This window comes from Streptomyces sp. NBC_00663, from assembly GCF_036226885.1.
Taxonomy (GTDB): domain Bacteria; phylum Actinomycetota; class Actinomycetes; order Streptomycetales; family Streptomycetaceae; genus Streptomyces.
The window spans coordinates 3781916-3807608 of sequence record NZ_CP109027.1 but is presented as its reverse complement, the minus strand read 5'-3'; the positions used below and the strand labels follow the sequence as shown (position 1 = coordinate 3807608).

The following is a 25693-nucleotide window of genomic DNA, read 5'->3' as shown; positions in this document are numbered from 1 at the left end:
ACTGTGGCTCGTGTCTGACAAGCCTGCCGAGGACCCCTCCTCGACCCCCGAAGTCCCCGACGAGCTCTGGGAACAGTTCGTACGCGCCAACGAACAGGCCGCCCCGAAGGAGCCCTCCGCCCGCGCCCGTATGGTGACGGACCGGCTGCGGCAGCAGGAGGCGCGGGGTGAGCTGCCCGAGGGGTGGCGTACCGGTCCCGCGCGGCAGGAGAAGAAGCGCGGTCGCGCGGTGTGGAAGGCCCTCGGTGTGCTGCTCGCCGTGGCCGTGGCCGTCGTGGCGATCAAGCCGTCGCTGCTGCCCGGCGACCCCTTCGGTTCCGGCTCCGGCACCGCGGACGAGGCCACCGAGACCCTGCCCGCGGAGACGGCGGCGCCGACCGGCCCGCCGGATGCCGCGGCTCCCGGCACCCCGACCCTCGACGATCCCTTCGCCGGTTCGCCCGCCAAGCGCTGGGCCGACGGCGAGGCCGGCATCGTCGTACCGAAGGCGAAGGCGGTCGGCGCGCAGTCCGCGGCGAAGGTCGAGCAGACGCTGGAGCTGACCCGGAAGCTCCTGGTCGAGTCCAACCTGGACAAGGCCACCCTCCGGGGCGAGACCCCCACGGCGGCCCTGAACCTCCTCGACCCCGAGCAGGACGTCAGGAGCGAGCTGAAGGAGGCCCTGAGCCGGCCGAGCAAGGACAACGACCCGCTGACGATGTTCAGCCGCTTCGACCCCGACGAGGTCCGGCTGGTCGGCGACGTGGTCAAGGTCCGGGGCCGGATGACGTTCAAGGAGGGCAAGCACGCCTCCGTCGCCGTGCACGCCGACTACACCTTCGTCTACCCGGTGGTTCGCACCGACGGCACCACCGAGGTGACCCGCACCATCGTCCGCCGGGTCCTCGACGTCGAGATACCCGACCCGGCGAAGTACCGGGCCACCGCCGGCAAGCTCACCGTCCTGCGCCGCGACGAGAGCGCCGGCAACTCGTCCTGCGACGTGGACGACGGCTACCTGCACCCGGAGTTCCCCTCGTCGCAGCCCACCGGCGCCTCGCCGTCGGGGCCGACGAGGGATCCGTACGACCGCAGCGAGGACATCAGGGACGACAAGGACTGCGGCACGGTGTCCCGCACCTGATCGGCACCTGGTCGGTCCCTGACCGGCAATGCGAAGGGCCCCGCGGGACGGAACCGCGGGGCCCTTCTTTCGTCAGCACCGGCGTCAGGGCAGCGCCGGTGCCTGGGGAGCGGCGCCGGGGGGTTGCGCCGCTGGTCCTGATGCCCTGCGCGCCTGGCGTATGCCCGGGGTCGGCGCCCCGGCGTAGCTGGGGCGCGCGGATGGTCTGGACCTCTGGCAGTGCCGAAACGCACAGACAATGTGGGTGTGTAAAAGGGGACTTGGGCTTTGTAGGCATCGTGCTGGATGGGCCCGGCCTCCGCAACCGTTTGACCCAGCCTTGTGTTCCGTCCGGTCGGCCCCGGGCGTCCCCGGAGCCGACCGTTCTCTTGGGTGACCGGGCTGCTGTCCCCTGCCGTCCGGTCACTTACCTGGAGCGAGGTCCCACGACGTACGGCAAGATCCGAACGTCTCATCGCCCCAGCGAGCCACGCGTGGTTCTTTCGGGCCCGCCCCTGGCTGGCACGGACACCACCACCAACGAAGCGGTTCGCGATGCGGTCACGCGCCGTACGGGTGAGACGGGGTCCGAACTCAGATGCGACCCCTGCACAGTTCGAGCAGCGTCATAGCGAGGGATGTGCCCGGCTTGCCGAGCGCCTCGCTGAAGTGGTTGAGGACCTCCATCTCGCGCGCGAGATGCACGCGCCGCCCGCCGGAGGCGATACGGGTCTGCTGCACGACGGCGGAGACGGCCGCCCGTTCCTGGATGAGGCCGATGATCCGGTCGTCGATGGCGTCGATGCGCTCGCGGGCGTCGGCGATGACCGCTTCGGGAGTGGTGGTGGTCACGGGGGCTCCTCGTGTCTGGGGTGAGGGCTGCCCCGGAGCGGCACGATCCGGGAGGAAACGACAGGCGCCCCGGACCTTGTCGGCCCGGGGCGCCTGGGAAGTCGCTTGTCAGTAGCTCAAGCAGCACGACCATGGCAGCCGGCGGGCCGGTTGCCATAGGTAAAGAGGAAGGTCGGGTGCGTGAGCATGGCAGCAGTATGCACGTGCGTCGGACCCTGTCCAACCGGGGTCCATCCACCGGACGGGAGGGGGCGGGGTGGAGCCCCGTTAGAATCGGTAACCACAGCCCTCGCCCAAACCGCCGGAAGGCACCCCGTGTCATCAGCGACCCCCGCCGCCGCCCCCGACACCGTCCTGGTCGTCGACTTCGGCGCGCAGTACGCCCAGCTCATCGCCCGTCGCGTCCGCGAGGCGCGGGTCTACAGCGAGATCGTGCCGAGCACCATGCCGGTCGAGGAGATGCTCGCCAAGAACCCGGCGGCGATCATCCTCTCCGGCGGCCCCTCGTCCGTGTACGAGGAGGGCGCCCCGAGCCTCGACCGCGCGATCTTCGAGGCCGGCGTCCCCGTCTTCGGCATGTGCTACGGCTTCCAGCTGATGGCGCGCTCCCTCGGCGGCACCGTCGACAACACCGGCGCCCGTGAGTACGGCCGCACCGACCTGCATGTCTCGAAGTCGTCCTCCACCCTCTTCGAGGGCACCCCGGACGAGCAGCACGTGTGGATGTCGCACGGCGACGCCTGCTCCGCCGCCCCCGAGGGCTTCTCCGTCACGGCCTCCACGGACGTCGTTCCGGTCGCCGCCTTCGAGAACGACGAGAAGAAGCTCTACGGCGTCCAGTACCACCCCGAGGTCATGCACTCCACGCACGGCCAGCAGGTCCTGGAGCACTTCCTCTACCGGGGCGCGGGCCTCAAGCCCGACTGGACCACCGGCAACGTGATCGAGGAGCAGGTCGCCCTCATCCGCGAGCAGGTCGGCGACAAGCGCGCCATCTGCGGCCTGTCCGGCGGCGTCGACTCCGCGGTGGCCGCGGCCCTCGTCGCCCGTGCCATCGGCGACCAGCTGACCTGCGTGTATGTCGACCACGGTCTGATGCGCAAGGGCGAGACCGAGCAGGTCGAGAAGGACTTCGTGGCCGCGACCGGCGTGAAGCTGGTCGTCGTCGACGCGGAGGAGCGCTTCCTCACCGCGCTCAAGGGGGTCTCGGACCCCGAGGAAAAGCGGAAGATCATCGGCCGCGAGTTCATCCGGGTCTTCGAGCAGGCCCAGGCGGAGATCATCGCGGACGAGGGTCCGGCGGTGGAGTTCCTCGTCCAGGGCACGCTCTACCCGGACGTGGTCGAGTCCGGTGGCGGTACCGGCACGGCCAACATCAAGTCCCACCACAACGTCGGCGGCCTCCCCGAGGACCTTGAGTTCCAGCTCATCGAGCCGCTGCGCAAGCTGTTCAAGGACGAGGTCCGGATGGTCGGCCAGGAGCTGGGCCTGCCGGACGAGATCGTCCAGCGCCAGCCGTTCCCGGGCCCGGGTCTCGGCATCCGCATCGTCGGCGAGGTGACGAAGGAGCGGCTCGACCTGCTCCGTGACGCCGACGCCATCGCCCGCGAGGAGCTGACGCTGGCCGGCCTCGACCGGGACATCTGGCAGTGCCCCGTGGTCCTGCTCGCGGACGTCCGCTCGGTCGGCGTCCAGGGCGACGGCCGTACCTACGGCCACCCGATCGTCCTGCGCCCGGTCTCGTCCGAGGACGCGATGACGGCCGACTGGTCGCGCCTGCCGTACGAGGTGCTGGCGAAGATCTCGACGCGGATCACCAACGAGGTCGCGGACGTCAACCGAGTCGTGCTCGATGTGACCTCGAAGCCGCCGGGCACGATCGAGTGGGAGTAGGTCTTCCTAGGTCCGTTTGAGAGTCCGCACCGGCTCTCCGGGCTTCCAGACCTGGACGACGAGGTATTTGTCGTCCTCGACGTAGGTCCTGACGACCTCCGTCAGCTCGGTGCGGAAGAGGTGGAACGGCTCCGGCGGTTCCACCTCTTCGCCGTAGGCGGCCTTGGTCGCGGCGTCCTCGACCTCGATCGCCCGCCCGCTGACGCGCACATCGCCGCCGCCCATGCTCTGCCCCTCCCCGGGGTTCGCCTGGAGCGCGAAACGCGGGTCGCGGAGCAGATCGCGCGCCTTGAGCGAGTCCGGCATCATGCCGAGCCACAGCTCGCCGTTGAGGAACCGCACCTCCAGGCCGCTGGTGCGGGGCGAGCCGTCCTTGCGGAGGGTCGCGAGGGTGTGGTGGGTGAAGGACCCGAAGCGTTCTTCGACGACCTTGGCCAGGTCGGGTTCGGCGCCGGCGAAGGTGGACCAGTTCGCAGTCATACGACGAGTCTGGCGCCGATACCCGACACGTGCTGTCCGGTATTACACGGCCTGCGTGCCCTGCGCGGCGTACGGCAGCGGGCGCACATACCGCTCCCGTCCCGCGTCGTCCCGTACCTGCGCGCAGCCGCCCGCCGTCAGCTGCGCGGCCAGCTTCGCGCGGCGGACCGTGTTGATGCGCAGGGCGCCGTACATGAACGCCGGCGTCAGCACGGCGAGCGGCAGGAGGACGGCGTACTTGCCGGTCAGCGGGGCCATCAGCAGGAACAGTACGGCGGCGCCCCAGCCGATCGTCTTGAGCTGGCGGGGGTTGCCCGCCTCGACCAGGGCGTCGTACTTGATGAGCGCGATGATCAGGTCGATGTCGGCCTGGGCCTCGGGGACCGGCGTGAGCGAGTTCAGGTACATGCCGGGGACCGTGCCGCCCGCGCCCACCTGGGGGAACGCGGCGAGGTTCGCGGCGGCGCGCTGCTGGGCCGCGGGGTGGGTGTCGCGGACCAGGTGGACATGGAGGATCTTGTGGCGCCCGACGAGGCGGACACCGGCGTAACGGAAGCCGAAGCACTCGGCGACGTAGACCAGCGCCCCGAACAGCTTGTGCTCGGCGAAGGGGTGGACCAGCTCGACGTGGTCCTGGGTGGCGAGCTGCCGCATGAGGGAGCTGAGGTGACGTTCGACGAGGCTCAAGGAGGGCTCCGGGGATGACTGAAAACAGGTGCGGGTGTGTCGGGAACTTGTCGTTCCGCACACCAGACAGCCGAGCCGCCGGAAGGGTTGCGCACGGCATCGTTACCTCTTACGCCTGTTCTCCTGCGCTGACCGACGGTAACTTCCGCCCCGTAAAGCCACCCCAGTGCTGGAGGACCGATGCACGGGACGTACGAACCGGGACCGACCCCGCCTGCCCCTCTGCCCACCGACAGCCTCCGGTTCGCGATGCCGCCGATGCACGACTCGGTCGAGGACGAGCGCCGGCACCGCAAGGAGCGGCTGGCGGGCGCGCTGCGGATCTTCGGACGGCAGGGCTTCGAGGACGGGGTCTCCGGCCACATCACCGCACGCGACCCGGAGTTCACGGACTGCTTCTGGGTCAACCCGTTCGGCATGCCCTTCCGGCACGTCACCGTCAGCGACCTGGTCCTCGCCAACACCGACGGGCAGGTCATCGAGGGTCGCTACCACGTCAACCAGGCCGCCTTCACCGTGCACGCCCAGGTCCACGCCGCCCGCCCCGACGTCGTCGCGGTCGCCCACTGTCACTCCGTGCACGGCCGCGCCCTCTCCGCCCTCGGCGACCTCCTGGACCCGATCACCCAGGAGAGCTGTGCCTTCTACGAGGATCACGCGGTGTACGACGCCTATTCGGGCGTCGCCGTGGACACCGCCGAGGGCCGCAGGATCGCCGCCGCGCTGGGCTCCGGGAAGGGCCTGGTGCTGCGCAACCACGGCCTGCTGACCGTCGGCGACTCGGTGGACGCGGCGGCCTGGTGGTTCCTGTCCATGGAACGCTCCAGCCAGGTCCAGCTCATGGCCAAGGCGGCCGGCCGCCCGATCCTGATCGACCACAAGGCGGCGGTCGCGACCCGCGAACAACTGGGCGGCGACCTGGTGGCCTGGATCAACTACCAGCCACTGTGGCAGGACATCAGCCGCAGCGAGCCGGATCTGCTGAGCTAGAAGCCCCTCAGCACCACGGCCTTCGTCATCGCGAACTCCTCGTCCGTCAGCACCCCTTCGCGATGCAGCTCGCCCAGCTCCCGCAACCTGCGCAGGAGTACGTCGTGATGGTCGGCCTGGGGCGGGATCGCGGACGGGAGCCGGCGTGGTCGGTCCGGGTCGTCGGCGGCCGAGCGGGTGGAGGGGTGCGGGAGACGGGCGGTGACCGCGGTGGCGACCAGGGCCGTGAGGAGGTCGCGGCGGGCGCTGCCCCACAGGTCGAGGGCGTACGGGTCCTTCTCCGGAGGGAGTTTGGAGAACGCCGTCTCGCGGGTCACGAAACGCAGGAAGCCGTCCTCGTAACCGGAGTTGGGCAGCCATTCCACGCCCACCAGGTCGGTGATCGCGATGATCCGCGGGCCGGTCGCCCGTTTCACCCGGTCCGAGGTGTCGGTCCAGTCGATACGGACCTGGAGGCCGTCGAAGGAGACCGTGCCGTCGGAGGAGCGGACGGAGACCGGGACCGGCGGGCCGGACAGCAGATACGTCTTCGTCGGGTCCTTCGGGATCTGGTCCAGCAGCAGCGCCCGGCGGATCTCCTCCGCCACGTACTCGGCGACCCCGGCCCGGTCGACGTCCACCGCCAGCCGGTACGGGTCCGCCGCGTCCGGCAGCCGTCCCCCGGTCGCCTGCAACAGCGGATCCGCCCCCTCCCGCAGCCGCATCCGCAGCCGCCCCCGCTTGCGTTCGGGCTCGAAGACGATGCCGGAGACGGCCTCCAGGGGCACGGCGATCTCCCCGTACGTCTGCCGGAACAGCGGCACCGAGCGATGAAGTCCCGGCGTGATCCTGACCGTCGTGCCGTCGAAGGCCCAGGTCCCGTCGCGCTGGATGATCTCGGCCATAGAGAAATTCTCGCAGCCGGGTCAACACGGCGGTCCCGGCTTCACCCGCCCTGACCAGACCTGCCGGACGAGCCCACCGTGGCGTAGGGCACAATTCGCTGTCATCGCACGGGAGTTGCAGGGCGGCGGCCGAGACCTCGGCAGGGGCCGCGCATCGTGGAGATCGCGGGGAAGGCGGGCGTCGGGCGTGGCGGTGCAGGAGGCGAGACAGAGCGGGGAAGCGGGCGTGCACGCAGGCGGCTGCACGTGCGGCGACTGTCCCCACGGAGCGCGGGAGGGCCATCGGCGGGCGGTCGCCGAATTCCTCCTGCGACGGGACGAGTTCGCCGCCGGTCAGGGCCTGCCGGCCGCCGTGGCCCACTCGGCCTCGGCCTCCCGCCAGTGGGTGTCGGAGGAGCTGACCCAGTCCGCGGAACTGGTCGCCGAACGAGGGCGCGCCGAGGGCGAGGCCTGGCTGGCCCGCCTGTGGAGCCGGACCGCCTGCACGGTGTGGGCCGGCGTGGTCGTCCTCCTGCTCGTCCAGGCACTGACCGCGATCGGTGCGGGCTGGACCTCCGCCCGCACCGCCGGGCTGCTGGCCGCCCTGCTGACGGCGGGTGCCCTGACCGCGGCCTCCTGGTTCCATCGCACCCGGGGCGGCGCGCTGGCCCCTGTCATCGGCGAGGACAACCGACTCTCCACCTCCCGCGCGGTCGCCGTGGCCTGGGTCCTGTTCGTCGTGTACGCGGTGCTGGTCCTCGTCGGCCGGCTCGCCGCCGCGTCCGACCCGGCCGAGCGCGACGCGCTCATCTCCGGCCTCGAACTCGCCCGTGGCGCCGGTGTGGTGACCGTCCTCGCCGTGGTCTGCGGGATCGCGGTGCTGGTGCGGCGCGTGGTCGGGCTGCGGGTGCTGGGGCAGCGGTTGCAGAAGGTGCGCGCCGACCGCCCCAGGGCCGCCGACCTGCTCACCGACGACGCCGGGCGGGGCACCTTCGCCGACATCCAGTACGTCGTGATCGGCGCGGTGGCGCTGCTGTTCGCCGCGGTACGGCTGGCCCGCCGCCCCGACCAGCTGCCCGACCTGCCCTGGGGGCTGGCGGTCGTGGTCCTGATCTCGGCGGCGACCTACGTGGCCGGCAAGTACGCCGAGGGCGGCCGCCCCGTCATCCTCTCCGTCGTACGCGCCCGCGAGGCCGGTGACCTCGACGCCCCGATTCGCACCGGCGACGACATCGAGATCCGCGGCGCCGGCTTCGTCCCGCCGGGCGCCCAGGGCGCGGAGCGGCTGTCCCGTATGACGGTCCGGGTCGGCACGGTCCATGTCCACGTCCCCCTCGTCCCGGTCACCGGCGGCTTCAGCAACCCCACGGACGCCGTCCTGACCGTCCCCGTCCCGGCCGACGTGGAACCGGGCCGGGTGGAGGTCCAGGTCATCACGGCGGCGGGCGTGGAGACCAACCGCTACGCGATCGACGTGACGGACTGAGCGGTTGACGATCACTGGCGACACCTTTCCCTTCATTGACGACGGCACCTTTCCCTTCACCGACACCGACTAGGTCTGAACCATGAGCGACGACGTCCTCTCCGTCATCCCGACCGACCCGTACTGGCAGCCCGAGCCTTCGGCCGCCGACCGGGCCGGTGCCCTGGTGACTGCCATGACCGGAGGACTGGCCGCCGACACGGACGCCGAGATCGAGGTCGACTGGTACGACGCCCCCACCGTGGTCGACAGCGCGCAGAACCTGGAGCGGATCGGGTGCCCTGTCTGCCGGGCGTCGATCGACCGGGAGTGGTGGGAGGACCTGGTGGAGGCCCACGAGGACGGCTTCCCGACCCTCGATGTGTCCGTCCCCTGCTGCGGCGCCGCCACCACGCTGGACCGGCTCGACTACGACCGGCCCTGCGGGTTCGCCCGCTTCGAGATCGCCGTCTGGAACCCGGAGACGGACGGGCTCGGCGACGAGGAACTGGCCGCCGTCGCCGAGGCTCTGGGCCACCCCGTGCGCCAGATCCGGGCGCACATCTGAGTTGTTGAAACTTGTCGCTCCGGCATTGAGCGGCTTCTCCCTTTCGTGCGTATCGTCTTTTGAGGGGTCACGGCACGCTGGGTGAGAGGCGGCTAGGAGCGATGACTCACGGTTTTCGTACGGACACGCACACCCCCTACTTCGACGGCGGCGGCCGGAGCTGGCGCGACAGCGCCACCCATTACGCCCTGCTGCCGCTCCGCGTCTTCCTGGGCGTCACGTTCATCTACGCCGGCCTGGACAAGATCACCGACAGCGCCTTCATGAAGGACTCGGGCGCCGGCTCGATCGGCGACCAGATGCGCAACGTCAAGCAGTCCTCGGCGATCCCCGCCATGGTCGACATGGCCCTGAACAACCCCGTCGGCTTCGGCTACGCCATCGCCTTCGGCGAACTGGCCGTAGGCCTCGGCACCCTCCTCGGCCTCCTGGCCCGCCTCGCCGCCCTCGGCGGCGCCCTGATCTCCCTCAGCCTGTGGCTGACGATGAGCTGGGCCGCCGAGCCGTACTACTACGGCAACGACCTCGCCTACCTCATGGCCTGGCTGCCGCTGGTCCTGGCCGGGGCGCCGTATCTGTCACTGGACGCGGTGATCAGGGGCCGACGACGACAACCCGCGGGAGCGTACTGACCGACGGCGCCGGCGGGACCCGCTGCGCGGGCCGGCGGGAGTCGGCGGTGGTTATCCAGGTATCTCCGTGGGAGGGGCATCCGATGTTCCCGGGGTGCTGCCCGCCGTTCCGCGGCGGCGTCGGATCGAACGGGTCAGGAACCCCACCGCGCCCGCCAGGCACAGGCCGGCCGTGACCACGGGGATGATCGCGAACCACGGTGTCTCCCAGGCGCCGCCCGCGTCACCGGCGTAGATGATGCCCGCCAGGGTCAGGAAGAACCCGGCGATCAGCTTTCCGGGACGGAACTCATGACGCAGCACGGCTCACCTCCGCTTGTCCGACACCGACCTGGAGATCGATGTCGAGGGTGCCGGAGGCCTTGACGCCCTTGGCCGGCGTCAGGGTCGCCTCCTTGTACTTGCCCGGCTCCACGTCCACGTCCTCCTTGTCCTCACCGGGCAGCTGGATGTCGCCCACGCCCACGTCGATGTGGACCTTCACCGTCGCGTTCTTCGGCACGATCACCTTCACCTTGCCCACGCCCACCTCGACCTCGGTCGTCAGGGTCTGCCCCTTGGAGAGGTCCAGCCCGCTCAGATCGAGCGTGCCGACGCCGGTGCCCAGGTTGTACTTCGGCTCGACGTCCGCCACCGCGGCCGGCCGCCAGTTCTCGCGCACCCAGTCCGTGCCGATGTTCTTCGGCACAGCGGCCGCCCCGGCGAGCAGTCCCGCCGTGAGTACCGCCAGGAAGATCGAGCCCGCCCCCGTGCGCCCGAGGAACGAACTGATCATGATGCCGAGGCCGAGAACGATGAGCGCGCAGGCCAGACCCGTCTGGAGGCTGGTGCCGAGCGGGTGCTCCTCCCACGTCAGACCCGTACCGAGACCGCCCGCGAGGAGGGCGAACAGGAAGAGCCAGCCGCCGATCCAGCGCGGACCCCGCTGCCGGGGCGGCTGCGGGCGCGCGGCGCGTATGTCCGCGCCGACGTGGCCGTAACCACGGGCCAGGCTGAAGTCGATGGCGTCCACGATGTCCCGGGCGCGGGCGTCGCCCGGACCCCAGAGATAGCCGGTGCCGCCCTCGTGGGTGCCGTCCTTGACGATGGGGTCGCGCCACCAGGAGGGATATGTGGCGCTGACCGGCGGGGCCTGGGCCTCCGGCGGGGCATCGGCGGTGGCCTGGGCGGCCAGCGGGTCGGTGTCGGGGGTGCCGCGCTGCCGCGCCCAGTACCCGGCGCCCGCGAGGAGCAGGGAGACGACGACGGCGAAGGTCAGCACCGTGCCGTTGTTCAACATCGTCAGGAACACGCCGCAGCCGACCAGCGCGAACAGCACGGCCGTCAGGGCCTGGCCGTCGACACGGCCGGTCAGCAGCTTGCGGACCTCGTTCTCCTCGTCGTCCTCGTACGGTACGAAGAGCCAGGCGAAGCCGTAGAAGATGAGGCCGATGCCGCCCGTCGCGGAGAGCACGGCGAGCGTGATCCGGAAGATCACCGGGTCCAGGTCGCACTGTCGCCCGAGTCCGGCGCACACCCCGGCGAGCACCTTGTGCCGCCGGTCGCGGCGGAACCGGGCGGGTGGCACGGTGGCTTCGGCCTGGGCCTCGGTCTTTGTCCCGCGGGGAACCTGGGCATCCTCGCGGGCGTTGCCCGGAGGTCCGGCCGCGCCCGGATCCCGCTGTTCTTTCCGCGCGCCCGCCTGCTCGTGCGCGCCCGCCCGCTCGTGTGCGCGCGGTTCCTCACCGGCGGCGGTCGCGGAGGGCGCGGCGGACGAGGGGCCCTCGTCGGGCACCCGGTCCGCGGCGTGCTGGTGATCTGTCATGTGTCCATGGTGACGGGCGAGCTGCCGCGACGGGAGTCGGAACGACCCTGGCCGGACCCTGATATCGCCCCTGACCCGGCGCCGGGGAGACGTTCGAGGGCGCCGCGTCCCCGCGGTTACGAAGATCGTTTCCGCGGGCTTCGAAGATCAGGGGAGTCTAGGGGGCCGACCCTGATGCTCCGGCCGTCGCGTCGTGTGAACATCGATGGCATGCCGGATGCAGCCGCAGCAGCGCCACTCGTAGAACCGCGGCCGCCGCGCAAGCTCTACCGCAGCAGTGACGGACGCTGGCTCGGGGGGGTGGCGCGGGGGCTCGCCGGGCATCTCGGGCTGCCCGTGATCTGGGTGCGGCTCGTCTTCGCCGGTCTGTTCATGGCGGACGGCCTGGGCGCCCTGTTGTACGCCGCGTTCTGGTTCTTCGTGCCGCTCGGCGTCGGTGGCGTGAGCGGGCAGAAACCCCCGTCCTTCGTCACCACCGAGACCTCGCCCGACGGCCGCCGCCGCCTCGTCGCCCGCAGACCGGACAAGGGCCAGATCGTCGCCCTGCTCCTCATGGTCGTGGTGGCCATGGTCTTCGTGGGCAATGTCAACGTGGGCACCGGCGCCAAGGCCTATCTCTGGCCCGCCGTCCTCGTCGGCGCCGGCGTGGCCCTGGTCTGGCGGCAGGCGGACAACGCCCGCAGGGCTCGCTGGGCCGAGGTGGGCCGCCGCAGGCGGACCCTCAGCCTGCTGCGCGCCGCGGGCGGTGTCCTGCTCGTCACGGCAGGCGCGTCCGGCATCTTCGTCATGCAGGGCTCGGCCGCCCACCTCGGCTCGGTCCTCCAGGCCGCCCTCGCGGTCCTGGTCGGCATCACGCTGCTCGCCGGCCCCTATCTCGTGCGCATGACCCAGGACCTCTCCGAGGAGCGCCTGATGCGCATCCGCGCCCAGGAGCGCGCCGAGGTCGCCGCCCACGTCCACGACTCCGTGCTGCACACCCTGACCCTGATCCAGCGCAACGCGGAGAACGCGAACGAGGTGCGCCGCCTCGCCCGGGCACAGGAGCGCGACCTGCGCACCTGGCTGTACAAACCCGAGGGCACCGGCAAGGACGAGGCCGACGAACCCGACACCCTCGCCGAGGCGGTGCGGCGCAACGCGGCAGAGGTCGAGGACAAGCACGGCGTCCCCCTGGAGGTCGTCATCGTCGGCGACTGCCCGCTCGACGAGCGGATCGGGGCACAGATGCAGGCCGCGCGCGAGGCGATGGTGAACGCCGCCAAGTACGGTGGCGAGGGCGGCGCGGTGCAGGTCTACGCCGAGGTCGAGGGAAAGACGGTCTTCGTGTCGGTCCGGGACCGTGGTCCCGGCTTCGACCCGGATTCCATACCCGCCGACCGCATGGGTGTCAGAGAATCGATCATCGGCCGTATGGAACGCCACGGCGGCACGGCCCGCCTGCGCGCGGTGCCGGACGGCGGCACGGAGGTCGAACTGGAGATGGAGAGGGCGGAGAACACGTGATGAGCGACCCGACCGAGGCGAACGACACTGTGACGGGCGAGCGCCGGGTGCGAGTGGTCCTCGTCGACGACCACCGTATGTTCCGTACGGGAGTTCAGGCCGAGATCGGCCAGACCGAGCAGACCGGCGTGGAGGTCGTGGGCGAGGCCGCCGACGTCGACCAGGCGGTCACGGTCATCACCGCGACCCGACCCGAGGTGGTCCTCCTCGATGTCCACCTCCCGGGCGGCGGCGGAGTCGAAGTCCTGCGCCGCTGCGCCCCGTTGATGGCGGCCGCGGAGCAGCCGGTTCGCTTCCTGGCCCTGTCGGTCTCGGACGCGGCGGAGGACGTCATCGGCGTGATCCGAGGCGGCGCGCGGGGCTACGTCACGAAGACCATCACCGGCACGGACCTGGTCGACTCCATCTTCCGTGTCCAGGACGGCGACGCGGTGTTCTCCCCGAGGCTGGCGGGCTTCGTCCTGGACGCCTTCGCCTCGACGGACGCGCCCCCGGTGGACGAGGACCTCGACCGCCTCACCCAGCGCGAGCGCGAGGTACTGCGACTGATCGCCCGCGGCTACGCCTACAAGGAGATCGCCAAGCAGCTCTTCATCTCCGTGAAGACGGTGGAGTCCCATGTGTCGGCGGTACTACGGAAGTTGCAGCTGTCGAACCGCCATGAGCTGACGCGGTGGGCGACGGCGCGACGGCTGGTGTAATCCCGTCGAGGTCCAGCGAGAACCAGACGGTCTTGCCGACTCCATCCCGTCGGGGTGCCGTCCCCCATGTGTCGGCGAGCAGGGTGAGCAGAATCAGGCCGCGCCCCGACTCGTCCTCCGGAGACGGGTTCCGGAAGGTCGGCATCGTGTCACTCGCGTCCGTCACCGAGACGCGAAGCCGGCGACCGTCGTCCTCCAGCGCGTAACGCGTCCGGATCTCGCGGCCGGGGGAGACGTGGGCGTGCCGGTAGGCGTTGGTCATCAGCTCGCTGAGCAGCAGCACAGCTGTGTCTGTGACGTCCTCCGGGAGTTTCCAGTCGGCGGCCTGCTCACGGAGCCGGGCGCGGGACCGGCCCACGCTGCGGGGGTGGCGGGGCAGTTGCCACTCGACTGCTTCCTCGGACATGCGCGCGTCTCTTCCGTGCGGGTGCTTCTCCGTCATTTGCCGTGATCAGGCTGGTGGTTGACGCGTAACCTCGGGGAGTGGCGGAGTGTGTACAGAGGGTGCGTGTACACGGGGTGTCGGCGGGAGACGGGTGGGCGCGAACGATGACTCAGCCGAACTGGCGGTACTGTGGCGGGCAGGTCAAGCTGTGGCGCGAGGAGGCGGGGGTAGGTCGGCAGGCCCTCGCCGAAGAGGCCGGGTACGACTACGAGTACGTCAAGTCGATGGAGTGCGGGCGCCGACGGCCGACGCTGCGGTTGTTGCAGGTCGCGGACCAGATGTGCGGGGCGCGGGGGAAGTTGCTGGCGGGCCATGAGTTCCTGAAGCCGGAGCCGTTTCCTGCGCGGTCGCAGGAGTACATGGAGTTGGAGGCCGAGGCGATCGCCGTCCATCACTATGCGCTGGGTCTGATTTCCGGCCTGCTACAGACGGAGGGTTATGCGCGGGCGTTGATCGGCGACAGTTGTCCACCGCTGGATGACGAGACCGTCGAGGAGCGGGTTCGAGGGCGGCTGAAGAGGCAGGAGGCGCTGACGCGCCGGACCGGGACCGTGTACGGGTTCGTGATTCATGAAGCCGCGCTGCGTACGGGAGTTGGTGGGCCGGAGGTCATGCGAGAGCAACTGCTTCATCTGGTGGAGGTTGGCGCCCTGCGTAACGTGTCCATCCAGGTACTGCCCTTCGGAACATGTGGGGGCCTCGCTCTCAACGGCTCGTTCGTGCTGCTGGAGACAGCCGATCGCGAGCACTTCGCATACGTTGAGAGCCCGGAGACGAGTGCGCTCCATGCTGATGTCCACAAGGTCAGCAACCTGGCGCAGGCGCATGGCATGATCCGCATGCAGGCATACGGAGTTGAGGAGTCTGCGGCGTTCATCAGGAAGGTGGAGGAGGAGCTATGAGTAGCGATCTCGAGTGGTTCAAGTCCAGCTACAGCGACTCCCAGGGCGGTGAGTGCCTCGAAGTCGCCCTCCACCCCCACACCACCCACGTCCGGGACTCGAAGCTCGGCCCCCAAGCCCCTTGCTTCGACGTTCCCGCAGACGCCTGGGCCGCCTTCATCGCGTACGCCTCCCGCGAGGCCTGAGCTCCGGGCTTCGGGCGTCGAGATCCGAGCCCCTCTTTCAAGGAATGGGCGGAAAGAATCCACCCACCCTCCCGCCCTCCCCGCGTCCAACTCGCCCGCGCACCAGCCGAGATGACTTTTCGTGATCGGCTTGCGACGCGCAGTCGCGAACCTCTAGCGTTCGCGACAACAAACAACCCCGGTCGGGTGCTACCAACACCCGCCGGGGTCTCACCCTCAAGATCGTGAGGCGATCCTGTGGCTTACGAAAACTCTAACGCTGCCCTGCCCGCGCCCGCAGCCCATCCCATGGCCAAGCCCGGCTACGGCAAACGCTCCGCCCCCGACCAACAGCGGCCGAAGCCCGACGACTTCCAGAACCTCCCACCCCGCGAGGCCTATCTCGCGAGCCTCATCGACCAACTCCCCGAGAACGCGGCGATGGACGCCAAGACCCTCGCCAAGGCCCAGCCTCTTTACGGGCAGCAGGCAGTGCGCTCGGCGCTCAACGAACTCGGGCGCGCCGGGCATCTGCGGCGCGTACGGCGTCGTATCCCTCCCGCTGAGGGCGAGACCGGCACGCGGTGGGTGTTCCACACGTTCTGGTCACGTACCGCACGTGACGACGAATGGTGGGCCGGGACGCTCGAAGGTGACGTGACGCCCGAGGCCGCTGAGCCCGCGGCACCGGAGGTCTCCGAGGACGTCGTACGACCGTCCGAGGCGTACGACGTCCTCGCCCGCCTCGGGCTCCGCGACCCGCGCCTCGCCCTGTCCGCCGCCGACTGCACCGCGCTCGAAGAGCTGGCCGGTGAATGGCTCGCCCGAGGCATGTCGCCGGACCAGCTTTCTCAGGTGCTCACCGCAGGGCTCCCGGAACAGGTGCACTCACCTCGCGCCTTCGTACGGCGCCGCCTCACCGACAAACTGCCACCCGACCGCCCCGTTGCCGCACCGAGCCCGCGACCCCGCAGCATGATGGAGTGCACCGACTGCCGTGTGCCGGGACGGCCCGAGGCGCTGCCCGGAGGTCTGTGCCGGGGATGCAGCGGCCGGGACAGAGGGGCGGAGCCGATGCCGACCCAGACGCAGATCCATCAGGTGCGGGCGCGGGTGGAGGAGATGCGGGCTGCTCTCAGGGGGTGAGGAAGCGGCGTTCGCGTCGGTTCGAGAGCCATCTCACCAGCGAGACTACAGCGGCTGCGACAAACCCCGCGAGAACAGGTGGCCAGATTGCTCCGTCGATACTCGTTCCGTCGATCACGCGGGGGAAGCCGAACGCGGCAGCGATCACGAGGATGTAGCTCAGCATTCGCATCCAGCGTTTCCGCCTGATGTCGGTTTGTGACGCTGCCAGATAGCTCTGTTCGAGGTCCGTGAGCGTCAGCTTTTCTCTGATCGGGGTTTCCTCAACGGCATTCAGGCTCCATGCGTCCAGCAGCTCTTTAGAAGCATGTCCGGAGTCCCTCCAGTCCTCGGCGGCTTCAGACAACCTCCAGCGTAGGTCGAGTACTGAACCAGCCTCCGCGTACCACTCAAAGAACCGCGGCCACGCAAACACGAAAGCGGAGTGGGCGAGCTGTACGCGGGTGGTCGGGGTGTCGTAGGAGGTGACCAACAGCCGGTACACCAGCAGTTGTTCGCAGATGTCGGCGGCTCCCATTGCTGCGATGGCTGTCATGGGGACTGCTCGCCTCTGCGGCATGCCATCGGAACCGGCAGTGACGAGGCGCAACAGGAGCTCGCGCGCCTGCCTCTTGCCAGACGAGTCGATCGAGTCGAACCATCCCTCAGCGGTAACTGCCAGGCTTTCCTTCAAGCCGCCGGTCTCCACGTACGCCTGATGGGTGAGATAGCCGTCCCTCCTGCGCAGCCACAGGTTACGGAGAGTGAACTGTAGGAACGGCAGGGCTCCCGGCTCGTCGCCCACGTCGTTCAGCAGGCGGTCGGCGAGGCCCGGTTCCAGGTGGAGGCCCACGGCTCGCGCCGGCGATTCCACCGTCTGCCGCAGTTCGTCGGAGGACATGGGGGTGAGTTCGACGCAGTGGTGTGAGGGAAGGGACGCGGCGCGGTCGGAACGTAGGACGACCAGGGGGAGAACCACCGGATCAGGCGTGTCGATGAGCTCTCGCAGTGCGGCGTCGCGAGCGTTGTCGGACATCCACTCGGGCGGGTCGAAGACGACGACCACCTTGCGGGAGCGTCGCGGAAGGCTCGTCAGCGAGCGCAGCGCTTCCTCCACCGCCGGGACACGGCCGTCATCGTCGACGTGGACGATCGGCCAGAGTTCGCTGCCCGACAGCGCCCCTGCGCGGAGAGCCGGGAGTACGCCGGCGTTCACCAAACTTGTCTTGCCGCTCGCCGAATCGCCGATGACCGCGCAAGTGCCGCGCTGATCCAGGGTCGTCAAGACTTTGTGCACCAGGACGTCCCGCCCGAAGAACAGCGGCGCGTCAGCTTCCGAGAAGGGCGAGAACCCGGGATACGGGATCGGATCGTCGTAGCGCGACGGCTTGGTCTTCCGAATCGACTGTTGCAGACCTGCTCGGACGGCCTCCAGCAGTCGATCCTCGTCCAGCCCTCCCCTGAGATCGAGAAAGGTGTAGCTACGCAGTACCTCCGGGAGAATGTCGGAGCCGGGCAGGAGTACCGGCAGCAGACGTGTCTCACTTGTGGCGGTCAGTACGTCCACCTGGGTCTGCTGCCAATCGCTCAGCCGACCCGTTGAGCCGACCAGGAACAGGCTGACCTTGGCTCCTGGGATGTCCCACCGCTCGCCCATCGCTGTCTCGGCGACCCGGAGTCTCCCTCGGCCGCCCAGCAGTTCGCGGATCTGATCGGCCGCTTCTTGGTCGGTGACGCTGTATGAGACGAAGACGTCCGGTGAAGAGAACCGCGTCGTCGGGTCGTACCGCGTCTCGACCGGCTCGACTCCGCCCGCGCCCCGCCCTCCGCCGGCGGCCTCCGCACGCAACGCCGCAACCGCGTTCCGCTCCGGCGCCAGCAGTGCGATCGCGTTCCGCAGGCTGTCGTACGCCCGTACCAGCGCCCGGCGTTCCTCTGCCCGCCCCGGATCGGTGATGACCTGCTCCTCGAAGGCGTACGCGGGCACGTAGGGCACTTGGAGGTCCCAGAAGCTGAGGTGTGCCTGTTCCAGCGCATCCGGCGTGAAGCGGCCGAAGGTGTCCTCGAAGCGTTCGGCGAAGAGTTCCAGGAGCTCTGAGTCCTGCTGGTCCACCCGCGCCGGGACCACCAGAACCTCCAGGGGGCGATCGTCGCGTACCGCCTTGACCTGGGGGGAGAGGAAGTGGCGGACCATCCATGCCGTGCCCTCCAGGTTCTGGAGGTTGGGCGCGCACAACGCCACGATCACGTCCGCCAGTTGGTACGCGCAGACGCCGCCGAGTTCCGTCACGCCCGTGCGGCTGTCCACCAGGACGATGTCGTACCGGTCCGCGCACGTCCTGCGGAACCACTCGAAGAACAGCTCGCCCGACCAGACGTAGTAAAAGTCCTGCCAGTCGAAGCGCCGCAACTCCGCGCCATAGCGCGCGATCTGGTCGTCCGACAGGCGCAGGCCCGCCGGAATCAGGTCCAGGCAGCCGCCGTCCGAGCGGGGCGGGTAGATCGTGGAGATGTAGCGGTCGAGGTCGCGGTAGGCGTCCTCCTCGCCCTCGTCGGTCCCCGAAGAGGCCACGGACATCGCGTACTTGAAGGCCAGGAGCAGGTCCAGCAGGCCTTCCCGGCCCCGCACCCGTTCGTGCTCGATCGGGAAGAAGTGCTCCAGGCCCGGTGCCTCCAGGTCGAAGTCGACCATCAGCACCCGCATGCCGCTTCTCGCCAGCTGGTCCGCGATGTTGGCGAGGGCCATGGAGCGGCCGACGCCGCCTTTGTAGGAGTAGAACGTGACGATCACGGCGCTCCGCCTTCCGTGACGAGCTGGGCCATGGCGCCGGAGGGGCGGATGCCGAGTTCCGCTTCCAGGCGCCGGGCCTTGTCGGCGCTCGGCCGGGCGTTGCGGTAGGCATCCAGCGTCTGGGGGAGGCTGGCGCGGAGCCAGCGGTCGAGGTGGCGCCTGCTGGCTACGTTCATCTCGCAGAGGGGGTCGAGCGCGTCGCCGAAGCGGTGGTGGGTGTGGTGGAGGCGCTCGGCCAGGACACGGCGGATGAGCTCGTGCGGGGTGCCGGCGGCGGGGTCGCCGGGCGAGAGGGTGATGAAGGAGACCTGGGGGCCTTCGTAGAGCGGAGAAGCGCGGAAGGCCTCCTCCAAGTGGTGGTGGAGCAGGGAGAGTTCGTCCGCGACCACCAGGCAGCCATTGCGGGACATGTCCTGGAAGACGAGTGAGTGGGCGAGGTCGTAGGAGAGCAGGTCGTCGAAGAGGTACTGCTGGAGTCTGATCTTTCTGCCGCGCAGGAGCAGATCGGGGTCGTTCACTCCGGACACCGCGGTCTCCAGGACGTGGGTGATGGTTCTGCTCTCGGCGCCGAACGGCTTCCAGTCCGCCCGTGTCGTGCCGTACCGGGCGCGGATCGACGCCTCAGGCAGGCCGAACCCCTCGATGATGTCCCTCACCTGCCCGGACGCCGTACCGAGCAGGTCGTCCGCCTCCGCACCGGTCATGGCCACCACCACGACCGGCAGGCCTATCTCGTGGTCGGGGCGTTGGAGTCCGACGGTTTGCAGGAGGGCTTCGTGCAGTCGGTTCGGCAGCGTGCGAGTCGCGGACTCGGCGAGTATCTCGGTGATGCCCCAGCGCCCGGCGTCGGCTGTGGCCGACTCGGTGTTCGAGCCCGGTGCGGCGATGCCGAGCAGGGGGTGCGCGGTGCGGGCCCGGGCCAGGCCCAGGATGCGGCGGGTGCGCTCGGGGTTCTCACCGAGCATGGTCGCCAGGGGCGGGGACAACAGGAGGCCGACCGTGCGGGACGCGGTCACGGCACGGTCCAGGGCGAGCATCTCCTGGGGTGTGGAGCTGAGGAGGGCGGTGGAGGACGTGGTGACGTTCCACATGGCCCCGACCGCCGAAGCCAACTGGGCCGCTGTCTCGCGGTCCTTGGGGGCGTGCAGCAGATGGAGGTCGTTGACCAGCTTCCGGGGGTGCGGGGGCTCCGCGACGGGCCTCGGCGGGGCTGCGGCGCCCGGCGGCAGTTGCAGGTCGGCCGCGACCGCCGAGACCACCTCCGCGGCGAGCCCGTCGGGGTTGGTGAACCAGCCGACACCGTGATCCTTCTTCAGTTCGTCGCGCAGGCGCCTGATGCCCACGGCCCCGTGCTCGCCGGGGTCGGTCACGGCGTCGACGTGGTCCATCGGCCACGCGGCGCCGTCCTTGACCAGGAAGATCAGCCGCTTGCGGCCCGCCTCACCGGCCTTGCGGTACTCCAGCTCGGTGATCGACCGCCCGTCCGGGTTCTGCGGGCCGACCTCGGGGACGAAGCCATAGCGGAAGGCGAAGAGTCCGATGTAGACATCGCAACTCTCCACATCCGCCAGGCATTTCTCCAGAGGGCGGTCGTCGAAGGCCGTGTAGTCCTCCATGGCGACCACGCCCATCGGAAGCTTGCGCAGCTTGTCCAGTACCGCCGCCCGGTACTTCTTCAGGTCGGACACCGTTGAGGACAGATAGACCTTCACCCTGCGTACCTCGCTCCTTACACGGTGGGAACAAGGTACCGGCGGCAAAGCCCCAGGGAGACCCCCTTGGTCACACCACCCGCGTCGCCCCCGCGAACGGCATCTCGTCAATGGGTGCGATCCGTACCGGCGCCGTCGGATTCGGTGCGTGGATCATCTGGCCGTTGCCGATGTAGATGCCGACGTGGGAGATGGCGGAGTAGAAGAAGACGAGGTCGCCCGGCTGGAGTTCGGAGCGGGAGACGCGGCGGCCCGCGTCGATCTGGGCGTAGGTGGTGCGCGGGAGGGAGATGCCCGCGGAGCGGTAGGCGGCCTGGGTGAGGCCGGAGCAGTCGAAGGCGTCGGGGCCGGTGGCGCCCCAGACGTAGGGGCTGCCGAGCTTGGTGTAGGCGTAGGAAACGGCTGCCGCGGCGCGGGAGTTGGTGGCCTGGGCGGTGGAACCCGTGGTGGGGGTCAGGGTGTCCCGGGCGCTGCCGGTTCCCGAATCCCGCGACGCGTGCTGGGTGTCCGTCGCGCGTTCCTCCGACGGGAGTTGGGCCAGTAGGCGGCGTGCCGCGTCCAGCTTCCCGGTGATTGTCTTCTTGTGCCGCTTCAGCTCGGCCTGGCGGGTCTTGAGGGAGGCCAGTTCGATGTGGGCGGCGCCTCGGAGTTGTTCGATCTCGCGCAGTTGCTTGCGCACGCTCGCCACCGACGCCGCCTGCCGTGTGCCGGCGCGGTCCACGAACTCCGCGCTGTCCAGGTAGTGGTCGGGGTCGGAGGACAGAGCCAGTTGGAGGGACGGGTCCAGCCCGCCCTCGCGGTACTGTGCCGCCGCCATCGAACCCAGCGCGTCCCGCGCCGAGTTGAGCTTGTCCGTCTTGCGGGCCGCCTCGTCGCGCAGGGTCTTCAGGCGTTCCTCGGCCGCGTCCGCCTTCTCCTTCGCGCCGTTGTACTTCTCGGTGGCGACCTCCGCCTCCTGGTACAGCTGGTCCACCTTCGCCTTCACCTGAGCCGGTGTCAGGTTCGGCTCGGCGTGCCCGATCCCGTCGAAACCCGTTGCGGTCGCCGCGCCCGCGAGGGCGATCGTCGCCGCCGTACGGGCCGTGTTGCCGCCGACCGAGTGCTGTCTGGGCTTGCGGTGCGCTGCCACGTGGACTTGCACGTCCTTTCGTACGACCGCCTCGACCGGAGAGGCCCGGTGGTGGCCGCCCCGGGCCGTCACCGGCCGTGCCGACGCCAGGGGGAGCGTCGTACGACCGCCCGGGGCGGTTTACGCGTCCGGCGGCGGCCCGCACAGGGGGAGCGGGCCGCCGCCGGACCTTCTCGGCGGTGGTGATCGACTGCCGCCCCTGGCCCGGGCGGCGGTGGGGAGCCGGTCACCTGGTGGAGGACGCTAAACCTGTGTGTGTCGTGGGGGTAACGGGTTGCGCGGAACTGCTCCCAGGCGGCTGACGGGTGACCGGATACGACCACGAGCCCGTTGCCTCGCCGCCGACTTCGCGCGGGGTGATGACCGAAGTGCGGATTTCCCGATATGGGTGGGTCGCCGAGTGCTATGGCGCATATATGCAAGCCCGTCAGGGGTGAGTGACGGGGCGGTCCAGGGTTACTCAAGGGGGCCTGAAATAGGCTCCGGGCCCATGGACGTACTCATCTCTGTCTTCCTCGTACTGCACTTCGTCGGCATAGTCGTGCTGCTCGGCGGCTACCTCACCCAGGTGAAGGCGATGAACCAGGGGACCGCCCGTTTCAGCCCGCTGATGCTGCGTGGCGCGCTGGCCATGCTGGGTACCGGCGTGCTCCTGGTCGCCCTCAACAAAGCGGACGACCAGTCCCTCAACAGCGTCAAACTCGCTGTGAAGCTGGCCGTGCTCGTCGTGATCCTCGGCCTCGTCTATGTGAAGCGGGACGAGGAGCGGGTGGACAAGGCGCTGTTCAGCGCGGTTCCCGCACTTGTCGTCGTGAACATCCTCATCGCCACGCTGTGGAGCTGAGGGCGCCGACGCCGACGCGGGCCGCCACGACGGCTCCCACCGCGACCGCCAGCCACACCGCCACGGCGATCCACAGCAGCACCTCGCCGGGCGTCTTCAGCCAGGACACCTCCAGGGCGGCGGCGACGGACAGCGTCGCCACCGCCGTCATCCCCATCGGGAACACGGTCGCCCAGCGGCGCACGTCGTAGCGCGGGCGCCGCCACCCGATCTCGGCGATCAGCAGAACGACGTACCAGGACAGGTCGAGGACGAGCAGAGCGAGGGTCACGGCGCGCAGGACGCCGCGGTCGTCGTCGTTCCACAGATACAGGCGCGCGCTGTCGGCCGCGATCAGCTTCGAGCCCGCCAGCGCCGAGATGGCCATCGCCCCGCCGGCCACCCAGTGGTCCCCGGCACCCTGCGTCACCTGGCGCAGATCGAAGCGGGCCAGGGCCAGGCCGTAGGCCACCAGGCCCAGCCAGAACAGCACCAGCGCCGCCCGCGCGAGCCACGCCGTGGGCAGCGCCCCGGCCAGCGTCGCGCCGAGCACGGCCAGTCCCTGCGTGGCGACACAGGCCAGGAACACCGCCCCGGGCATCCTCCGCTTCCAGTGCCCCACCACCAGCACGATCAGTACCGGCCACAGCAGCGTCGACAGCGCGAGCAGCGCCTCGGCGAGGGTCTGCCAGCCGAGCGCGGAGAAGCGGGTGCCGAGCACCGTGGTCGCCGCGACGGCCGTGAGCGCACCCGGCGTCTCCGCCTCCGTCACCCACCGCGACCGTTGCCACAGCAGTCGTACGACGAAGTCGGCGGCCAGCGCCACCCAGGCCACGCTCGCCAGCGCCAGCGCGATACGGGACACCACCTCGTACCCCGTCAGATGGAGACCGATCGACAGGATGCCGGTCGCCATCACCGCGGAGCCCGCGGCGGGCGGCCGCTGCGCCCACCAGGTGCGGAGGGGGGAGGTATGGGGTGTATCGGGCATGGGGTGATGCTATGGAGCGGGGTGGGGGTTGAGAGCGGGGCACGCGCGCGTGGGGGAGAAAAACGCGCGGGGTGAGGGCAGCTGAGTAGTTGCGCTCATGACAGGAGGGGAGGGGGGTGGGGAGACTGCGGCACATGTCCTACCGACGATCAGTCGTCCTGGCCGCCCTCGCCTCCCTCGCGGTGCTCGCCCTGGCCGCCTGTGGAAGCGAACGAGCCGGGGAGCAGTCCGTGGGCGCACCGACGCCCACGCCCTCCTACCCGCCCCCGCCCAAGTGCGCCCAGGCCGCCGAGACGCCCCCGCCCGCGTCCTCCTCACCCGTGCCGAGCGCGACCGCCTCACGGGGCGAGGGAGCCGGAGACCAGCCCCCCAACTACGCCGACAACCACGCGTACCGCATGCAGGCGTCCCTCAGCGCCGAACGCGAGGCCAGTGGACTGGCCTCGGCCGGGCTCATCCGCAAGGAGCTGGAGAAGGTCCGGGCGGCAGGCGGGGCGGGGGCGTACGGGGTCTACGGGGACGAGCGCGTCGAGGCGGCGCTCCAGCGCCTCGGCTGCGGACCGGAACACGGGGTCTTCGTCGGGAACGGGTTCTACGCCGTCTACACCGGCCTCGCGTGCGTGTCGGGGCGGGTGACGAAGGACGAGCTGACCACCGAGGTGCACGGTGTCTACGCCGAGCCCCAGCCCGGGGCGGGGCCCTGCGTAGAGAACCGCGGAGGTCACTGACCTGCGTCAGGCCGGGCGGACCACACTGTGGATCGCCGACTCGCCGTCGTAGTAGATCGACTCCTCGCGGACGTACGCCCCCGGCTTCGGCGCGTGGATCATCATGCCGTTGCCGATGTAGATGCCGACGGGGCTGACATCGTCGTAGAAGAAGACGAGGTCGCCGGGCTGGGCGTTGGCGAGGGGGACCGTGGTGCCGAAGTTGACCTGGTCGTAGGTGGTGCGGGGGAGGGAGATGCCGGCGGCGTTCCAGGCGGCCTGGGTGAGGCCGGAGCAGTCGTAGGAGTCGGGGCCGGTGGCGCCCCAGACGTACGGCTTGCCGATCTGGGAGCGGGCGAAGGCGAGCGTCTTGTCGGCCTTCGTGGCGTAGGAGGAGTCCGTGGAGGTCTCCGAGGACGAGCTGCTCCCCGCCTTCTCGGCCGCCGCCGCTTCCTCCGCCGCCTTCTGCTCGGCGGCCTTCTGCTGTTCGGCCAGCTCCGCGGCCTTGCGGGCGGCCTCCTCCTGCTTCTTCTTCTCGATCGCCGCGAGCCGCGCCTTCTCCTCGGCGGTCAGCTGCGACAGCAGCTCGCGCGCGGCGGAGAGCTTGCGCTGGACGGTCGCCTTGGCGGTCTTCAGGTCGCCCTGCGACTCGGTGAGCGTCTCAAGGCTCTTGGTGGCCTCCTGGCGCTTCTTCATCGTCGCGGACTGCGCGCTGATGTAGTCGTCGACCGCGCCCTTCTGACGGTCCGTCATGCGGCCCATCAGCTGCGTCTGGTCGAAGTAGTCCTGCGGGGTGTCCGCGAGCAGGAAGGTCGCGGTGTCGGGCGCGGAGGCGCCGGTGCGGTACTGGGCCGCGGCGAAGGATCCGAGCTCCTCACGGGCCTCGTTGAGCTTCTCGGTGCGCTTGGCGACGTCGTCGAGGAGGGTGTCGACGTCCGCGCGCTGCTTGGCGGTCTTCTCCTTCGCCGAGTTGTACTTCTCGGTCGCCGACTCCGCCTGCCGGTAGAGGTCGTCGACCTTCTTCTCGACTTCCTCCAGGCTCGGCTTGTCGTCGGTCGAGGGTGCGGCGGTGGCCGTCTGGGAGAGCAGGGCCACGGAGGTGAGGGCGGCCGTTGCGAGCGCGGGGGTGCGTATGCCTGCTACGCGCGTTCCCGCAGGACGCGGCTTTGCGTGCGACGCCAAGGGAGGCGACTCCTTCCATGTTCCGCCTACCGAGTTAGCTGTCGGGTTCGGGCGGGTGGTTCGGAAGGTGTGCCCTACGGCCGCTCCCGGGAGGGAGTCGGGCCGATTCACCCCAAGGTCGGTGTGGGTCCCCGGCTCCGGCTGCCATGGCGGCGCACCGGACTCAGCGGAGGCCGCGCGGC

The 25693-nt window shown here is 70.0% G+C and carries 25 protein-coding genes and 1 riboswitch; of the genes, 13 read left to right on the top strand and 12 right to left on the bottom strand.

Annotated elements, in window-relative coordinates:
* Positions 1-10: 10 nt before the first annotated feature.
* On the top strand, positions 11-1123 hold the full coding sequence (locus tag OG866_RS17175) for a hypothetical protein (RefSeq protein WP_329335667.1): 1113 nt from the start codon (positions 11-13) through the stop codon (positions 1121-1123).
* A 573-nt stretch (positions 1124-1696) separates the two neighbouring features.
* Here the strand turns inward: OG866_RS17175 and OG866_RS17170 are convergent.
* Complete coding sequence (locus OG866_RS17170) at positions 1697-1954, bottom strand: chorismate mutase (RefSeq protein ID WP_179851118.1); 258 nt, start codon at positions 1952-1954, stop codon at positions 1697-1699.
* 315 nt (positions 1955-2269) lie between these two features.
* On the opposite strand from OG866_RS17170, the gene guaA reads away from it, so the two are divergent.
* Positions 2270-3847 carry a glutamine-hydrolyzing GMP synthase gene (gene guaA / locus OG866_RS17165; RefSeq protein WP_329335665.1) on the top strand — a complete coding sequence of 526 codons (1578 nt, stop codon included), beginning with the start codon at positions 2270-2272 and terminating at the stop codon, positions 3845-3847.
* Positions 3848-3853: 6 nt separating this feature from the next.
* On the opposite strand, the gene OG866_RS17160 is transcribed toward guaA, so the two are convergent.
* On the bottom strand, positions 3854-4327 hold the full coding sequence (locus tag OG866_RS17160) for a pyridoxamine 5'-phosphate oxidase family protein (protein ID WP_329335664.1): 474 nt from the start codon (positions 4325-4327) through the stop codon (positions 3854-3856).
* Positions 4328-4369: 42 nt separating this feature from the next.
* A complete protein-coding gene (locus OG866_RS17155; protein WP_329335663.1) occupies positions 4370-5014 on the bottom strand; it encodes a hypothetical protein in 645 nt (214 codons plus the stop codon).
* A 180-nt stretch (positions 5015-5194) separates the two neighbouring features.
* Here OG866_RS17155 and OG866_RS17150 point away from each other — a divergent pair, with 180 nt between their 5' ends.
* Positions 5195-6004, top strand: a complete 810-nt coding sequence (locus tag OG866_RS17150; RefSeq protein ID WP_329335661.1) for a class II aldolase/adducin family protein — start codon at positions 5195-5197, stop codon at positions 6002-6004.
* Here OG866_RS17150 and OG866_RS17145 read toward each other — a convergent pair.
* Complete coding sequence (locus OG866_RS17145; RefSeq protein ID WP_329335659.1) at positions 6001-6888, bottom strand: DUF4429 domain-containing protein; 888 nt, start codon at positions 6886-6888, stop codon at positions 6001-6003. The genes OG866_RS17150 and OG866_RS17145 overlap by 4 nt on opposite strands.
* Positions 6889-7075: 187 nt before the next feature.
* Here OG866_RS17145 and OG866_RS17140 point away from each other — a divergent pair, with 187 nt between their 5' ends.
* The 3 genes from OG866_RS17140 to OG866_RS17130 all read left to right on the top strand — a co-directional run bounded on the left by OG866_RS17140 (position 7076) and on the right by OG866_RS17130 (position 9532).
* Complete coding sequence (locus tag OG866_RS17140) at positions 7076-8353, top strand: hypothetical protein (RefSeq protein ID WP_329335658.1); 1278 nt, start codon at positions 7076-7078, stop codon at positions 8351-8353.
* Between the two features lie 82 nt (positions 8354-8435).
* A complete protein-coding gene (locus tag OG866_RS17135; protein ID WP_329335656.1) occupies positions 8436-8900 on the top strand; it encodes a hypothetical protein in 465 nt (154 codons plus the stop codon).
* Positions 8901-9001: 101 nt separating this feature from the next.
* Positions 9002-9532, top strand: a complete 531-nt coding sequence (locus OG866_RS17130) for a TQO small subunit DoxD (RefSeq protein WP_329335654.1) — start codon at positions 9002-9004, stop codon at positions 9530-9532.
* A 51-nt stretch (positions 9533-9583) separates the two neighbouring features.
* Here the strand turns inward: OG866_RS17130 and OG866_RS17125 are convergent, their stop codons facing one another.
* Together OG866_RS17125 and OG866_RS17120 are read right to left on the bottom strand one after the other, a co-directional pair.
* Positions 9584-9835 carry a hypothetical protein gene (locus tag OG866_RS17125; RefSeq protein WP_329335652.1) on the bottom strand — a complete coding sequence of 84 codons (252 nt, stop codon included), beginning with the start codon at positions 9833-9835 and terminating at the stop codon, positions 9584-9586.
* Positions 9822-11336 (bottom strand): PspC domain-containing protein, encoded by a 1515-nt coding sequence (locus OG866_RS17120; protein WP_329335650.1) that lies wholly within the window; start codon positions 11334-11336, stop codon positions 9822-9824. Before OG866_RS17120 ends, OG866_RS17125 begins: the two co-directional genes overlap by 14 nt.
* A 174-nt stretch (positions 11337-11510) precedes the next feature.
* Between OG866_RS17120 and OG866_RS17115 the strand changes: the two genes are divergently transcribed.
* The gene (locus tag OG866_RS17115; RefSeq protein WP_329335649.1) at positions 11511-12839 is read left to right on the top strand and encodes an ATP-binding protein; all 1329 of its coding nucleotides are present in this window, start codon (positions 11511-11513) and stop codon (positions 12837-12839) included.
* Positions 12839-13540, top strand: coding sequence for a response regulator transcription factor (locus OG866_RS17110; protein ID WP_329335647.1), 702 nt, complete (start codon positions 12839-12841; stop codon positions 13538-13540). The genes OG866_RS17115 and OG866_RS17110 overlap by 1 nt, the downstream gene beginning before the upstream one ends.
* Here OG866_RS17110 and OG866_RS17105 read toward each other — a convergent pair.
* Entirely contained in the window at positions 13431-13946 is a 516-nt protein-coding gene (locus OG866_RS17105; protein ID WP_329335645.1) for an ATP-binding protein, read from the bottom strand. The two genes, OG866_RS17110 and OG866_RS17105, sit on opposite strands and share 110 nt — an antisense overlap.
* 143 nt (positions 13947-14089) lie before the next feature.
* Here OG866_RS17105 and OG866_RS17100 point away from each other — a divergent pair, with 143 nt between their 5' ends.
* The 3 genes from OG866_RS17100 to OG866_RS17090 all read left to right on the top strand — a co-directional run bounded on the left by OG866_RS17100 (position 14090) and on the right by OG866_RS17090 (position 16197).
* Positions 14090-14887: a helix-turn-helix domain-containing protein gene (locus tag OG866_RS17100; protein ID WP_329335644.1), complete on the top strand. Its 798-nt coding sequence runs from the start codon at positions 14090-14092 to the stop codon at positions 14885-14887.
* Entirely contained in the window at positions 14884-15072 is a 189-nt protein-coding gene (locus OG866_RS17095; RefSeq protein ID WP_329335641.1) for a DUF397 domain-containing protein, read from the top strand. The genes OG866_RS17100 and OG866_RS17095 overlap by 4 nt, the downstream gene beginning before the upstream one ends.
* Before the next feature lie 288 nt (positions 15073-15360).
* Entirely contained in the window at positions 15361-16197 is an 837-nt protein-coding gene (locus OG866_RS17090) for a hypothetical protein (RefSeq protein ID WP_329335639.1), read from the top strand.
* Here OG866_RS17090 and OG866_RS17085 read toward each other — a convergent pair.
* The 3 genes from OG866_RS17085 to OG866_RS17075 all read right to left on the bottom strand — a co-directional run bounded on the left by OG866_RS17085 (position 16187) and on the right by OG866_RS17075 (position 21808).
* A complete protein-coding gene (locus tag OG866_RS17085; RefSeq protein WP_329335637.1) occupies positions 16187-18967 on the bottom strand; it encodes an nSTAND1 domain-containing NTPase in 2781 nt (926 codons plus the stop codon). The two genes, OG866_RS17090 and OG866_RS17085, sit on opposite strands and share 11 nt — an antisense overlap.
* Positions 18964-20679, bottom strand: coding sequence for a DUF4062 domain-containing protein (locus OG866_RS17080; protein ID WP_329335635.1), 1716 nt, complete (start codon positions 20677-20679; stop codon positions 18964-18966). The genes OG866_RS17085 and OG866_RS17080 overlap by 4 nt, the downstream gene beginning before the upstream one ends.
* Positions 20680-20749: 70 nt before the next feature.
* Positions 20750-21808: a C40 family peptidase gene (locus OG866_RS17075; protein WP_329335633.1), complete on the bottom strand. Its 1059-nt coding sequence runs from the start codon at positions 21806-21808 to the stop codon at positions 20750-20752.
* 490 nt (positions 21809-22298) lie between these two features.
* Between OG866_RS17075 and OG866_RS17070 the strand changes: the two genes are divergently transcribed.
* The gene (locus OG866_RS17070; RefSeq protein WP_329335631.1) at positions 22299-22652 is read left to right on the top strand and encodes a hypothetical protein; all 354 of its coding nucleotides are present in this window, start codon (positions 22299-22301) and stop codon (positions 22650-22652) included.
* Here the strand turns inward: OG866_RS17070 and OG866_RS17065 are convergent.
* On the bottom strand, positions 22630-23622 hold the full coding sequence (locus OG866_RS17065) for a tellurite resistance/C4-dicarboxylate transporter family protein (protein ID WP_329335630.1): 993 nt from the start codon (positions 23620-23622) through the stop codon (positions 22630-22632). The genes OG866_RS17070 and OG866_RS17065 overlap by 23 nt on opposite strands.
* 134 nt (positions 23623-23756) lie before the next feature.
* Here OG866_RS17065 and OG866_RS17060 point away from each other — a divergent pair, with 134 nt between their 5' ends.
* Positions 23757-24350: a hypothetical protein gene (locus OG866_RS17060; protein ID WP_329335628.1), complete on the top strand. Its 594-nt coding sequence runs from the start codon at positions 23757-23759 to the stop codon at positions 24348-24350.
* Positions 24351-24356: 6 nt separating this feature from the next.
* On the opposite strand, the gene OG866_RS17055 is transcribed toward OG866_RS17060, so the two are convergent.
* The gene (locus OG866_RS17055) at positions 24357-25511 is read right to left on the bottom strand and encodes a C40 family peptidase (protein ID WP_329335627.1); all 1155 of its coding nucleotides are present in this window, start codon (positions 25509-25511) and stop codon (positions 24357-24359) included.
* Positions 25512-25519: 8 nt separating this feature from the next.
* A riboswitch (cyclic di-AMP (ydaO/yuaA leader) is annotated at positions 25520-25690 on the bottom strand.
* Positions 25691-25693: the final 3 nt, after the last annotated feature.

Bases quoted from the DNA above. Each gene is read 5' to 3' on its own strand.
- OG866_RS17070 (WP_329335631.1), top strand. From the start codon at position 22,299: ATGGACGTACTCATCTCTGTCTTCCTCGTACTGCACTTCGTCGGCATA.
- OG866_RS17095 (WP_329335641.1), top strand. From the start codon at position 14,884: ATGAGTAGCGATCTCGAGTGGTTCAAGTCCAGCTACAGCGACTCCCAG.
- OG866_RS17150 (WP_329335661.1), top strand. From the start codon at position 5,195: ATGCACGGGACGTACGAACCGGGACCGACCCCGCCTGCCCCTCTGCCC.
- OG866_RS17160 (WP_329335664.1), bottom strand. From the start codon at position 4,327: ATGACTGCGAACTGGTCCACCTTCGCCGGCGCCGAACCCGACCTGGCC.
- OG866_RS17130 (WP_329335654.1), top strand. From the start codon at position 9,002: ATGACTCACGGTTTTCGTACGGACACGCACACCCCCTACTTCGACGGC.
- OG866_RS17090 (WP_329335639.1), top strand. From the start codon at position 15,361: ATGGCCAAGCCCGGCTACGGCAAACGCTCCGCCCCCGACCAACAGCGG.
- OG866_RS17105 (WP_329335645.1), bottom strand. From the start codon at position 13,946: ATGTCCGAGGAAGCAGTCGAGTGGCAACTGCCCCGCCACCCCCGCAGC.
- OG866_RS17145 (WP_329335659.1), bottom strand. From the start codon at position 6,888: ATGGCCGAGATCATCCAGCGCGACGGGACCTGGGCCTTCGACGGCACG.
- OG866_RS17065 (WP_329335630.1), bottom strand. From the start codon at position 23,622: ATGCCCGATACACCCCATACCTCCCCCCTCCGCACCTGGTGGGCGCAG.
- OG866_RS17110 (WP_329335647.1), top strand. From the start codon at position 12,839: ATGAGCGACCCGACCGAGGCGAACGACACTGTGACGGGCGAGCGCCGG.
- OG866_RS17135 (WP_329335656.1), top strand. From the start codon at position 8,436: ATGAGCGACGACGTCCTCTCCGTCATCCCGACCGACCCGTACTGGCAG.
- OG866_RS17115 (WP_329335649.1), top strand. From the start codon at position 11,511: ATGCTCCGGCCGTCGCGTCGTGTGAACATCGATGGCATGCCGGATGCA.
- OG866_RS17060 (WP_329335628.1), top strand. From the start codon at position 23,757: ATGTCCTACCGACGATCAGTCGTCCTGGCCGCCCTCGCCTCCCTCGCG.
- OG866_RS17120 (WP_329335650.1), bottom strand. From the start codon at position 11,336: ATGACAGATCACCAGCACGCCGCGGACCGGGTGCCCGACGAGGGCCCC.
- OG866_RS17100 (WP_329335644.1), top strand. From the start codon at position 14,090: ATGACTCAGCCGAACTGGCGGTACTGTGGCGGGCAGGTCAAGCTGTGG.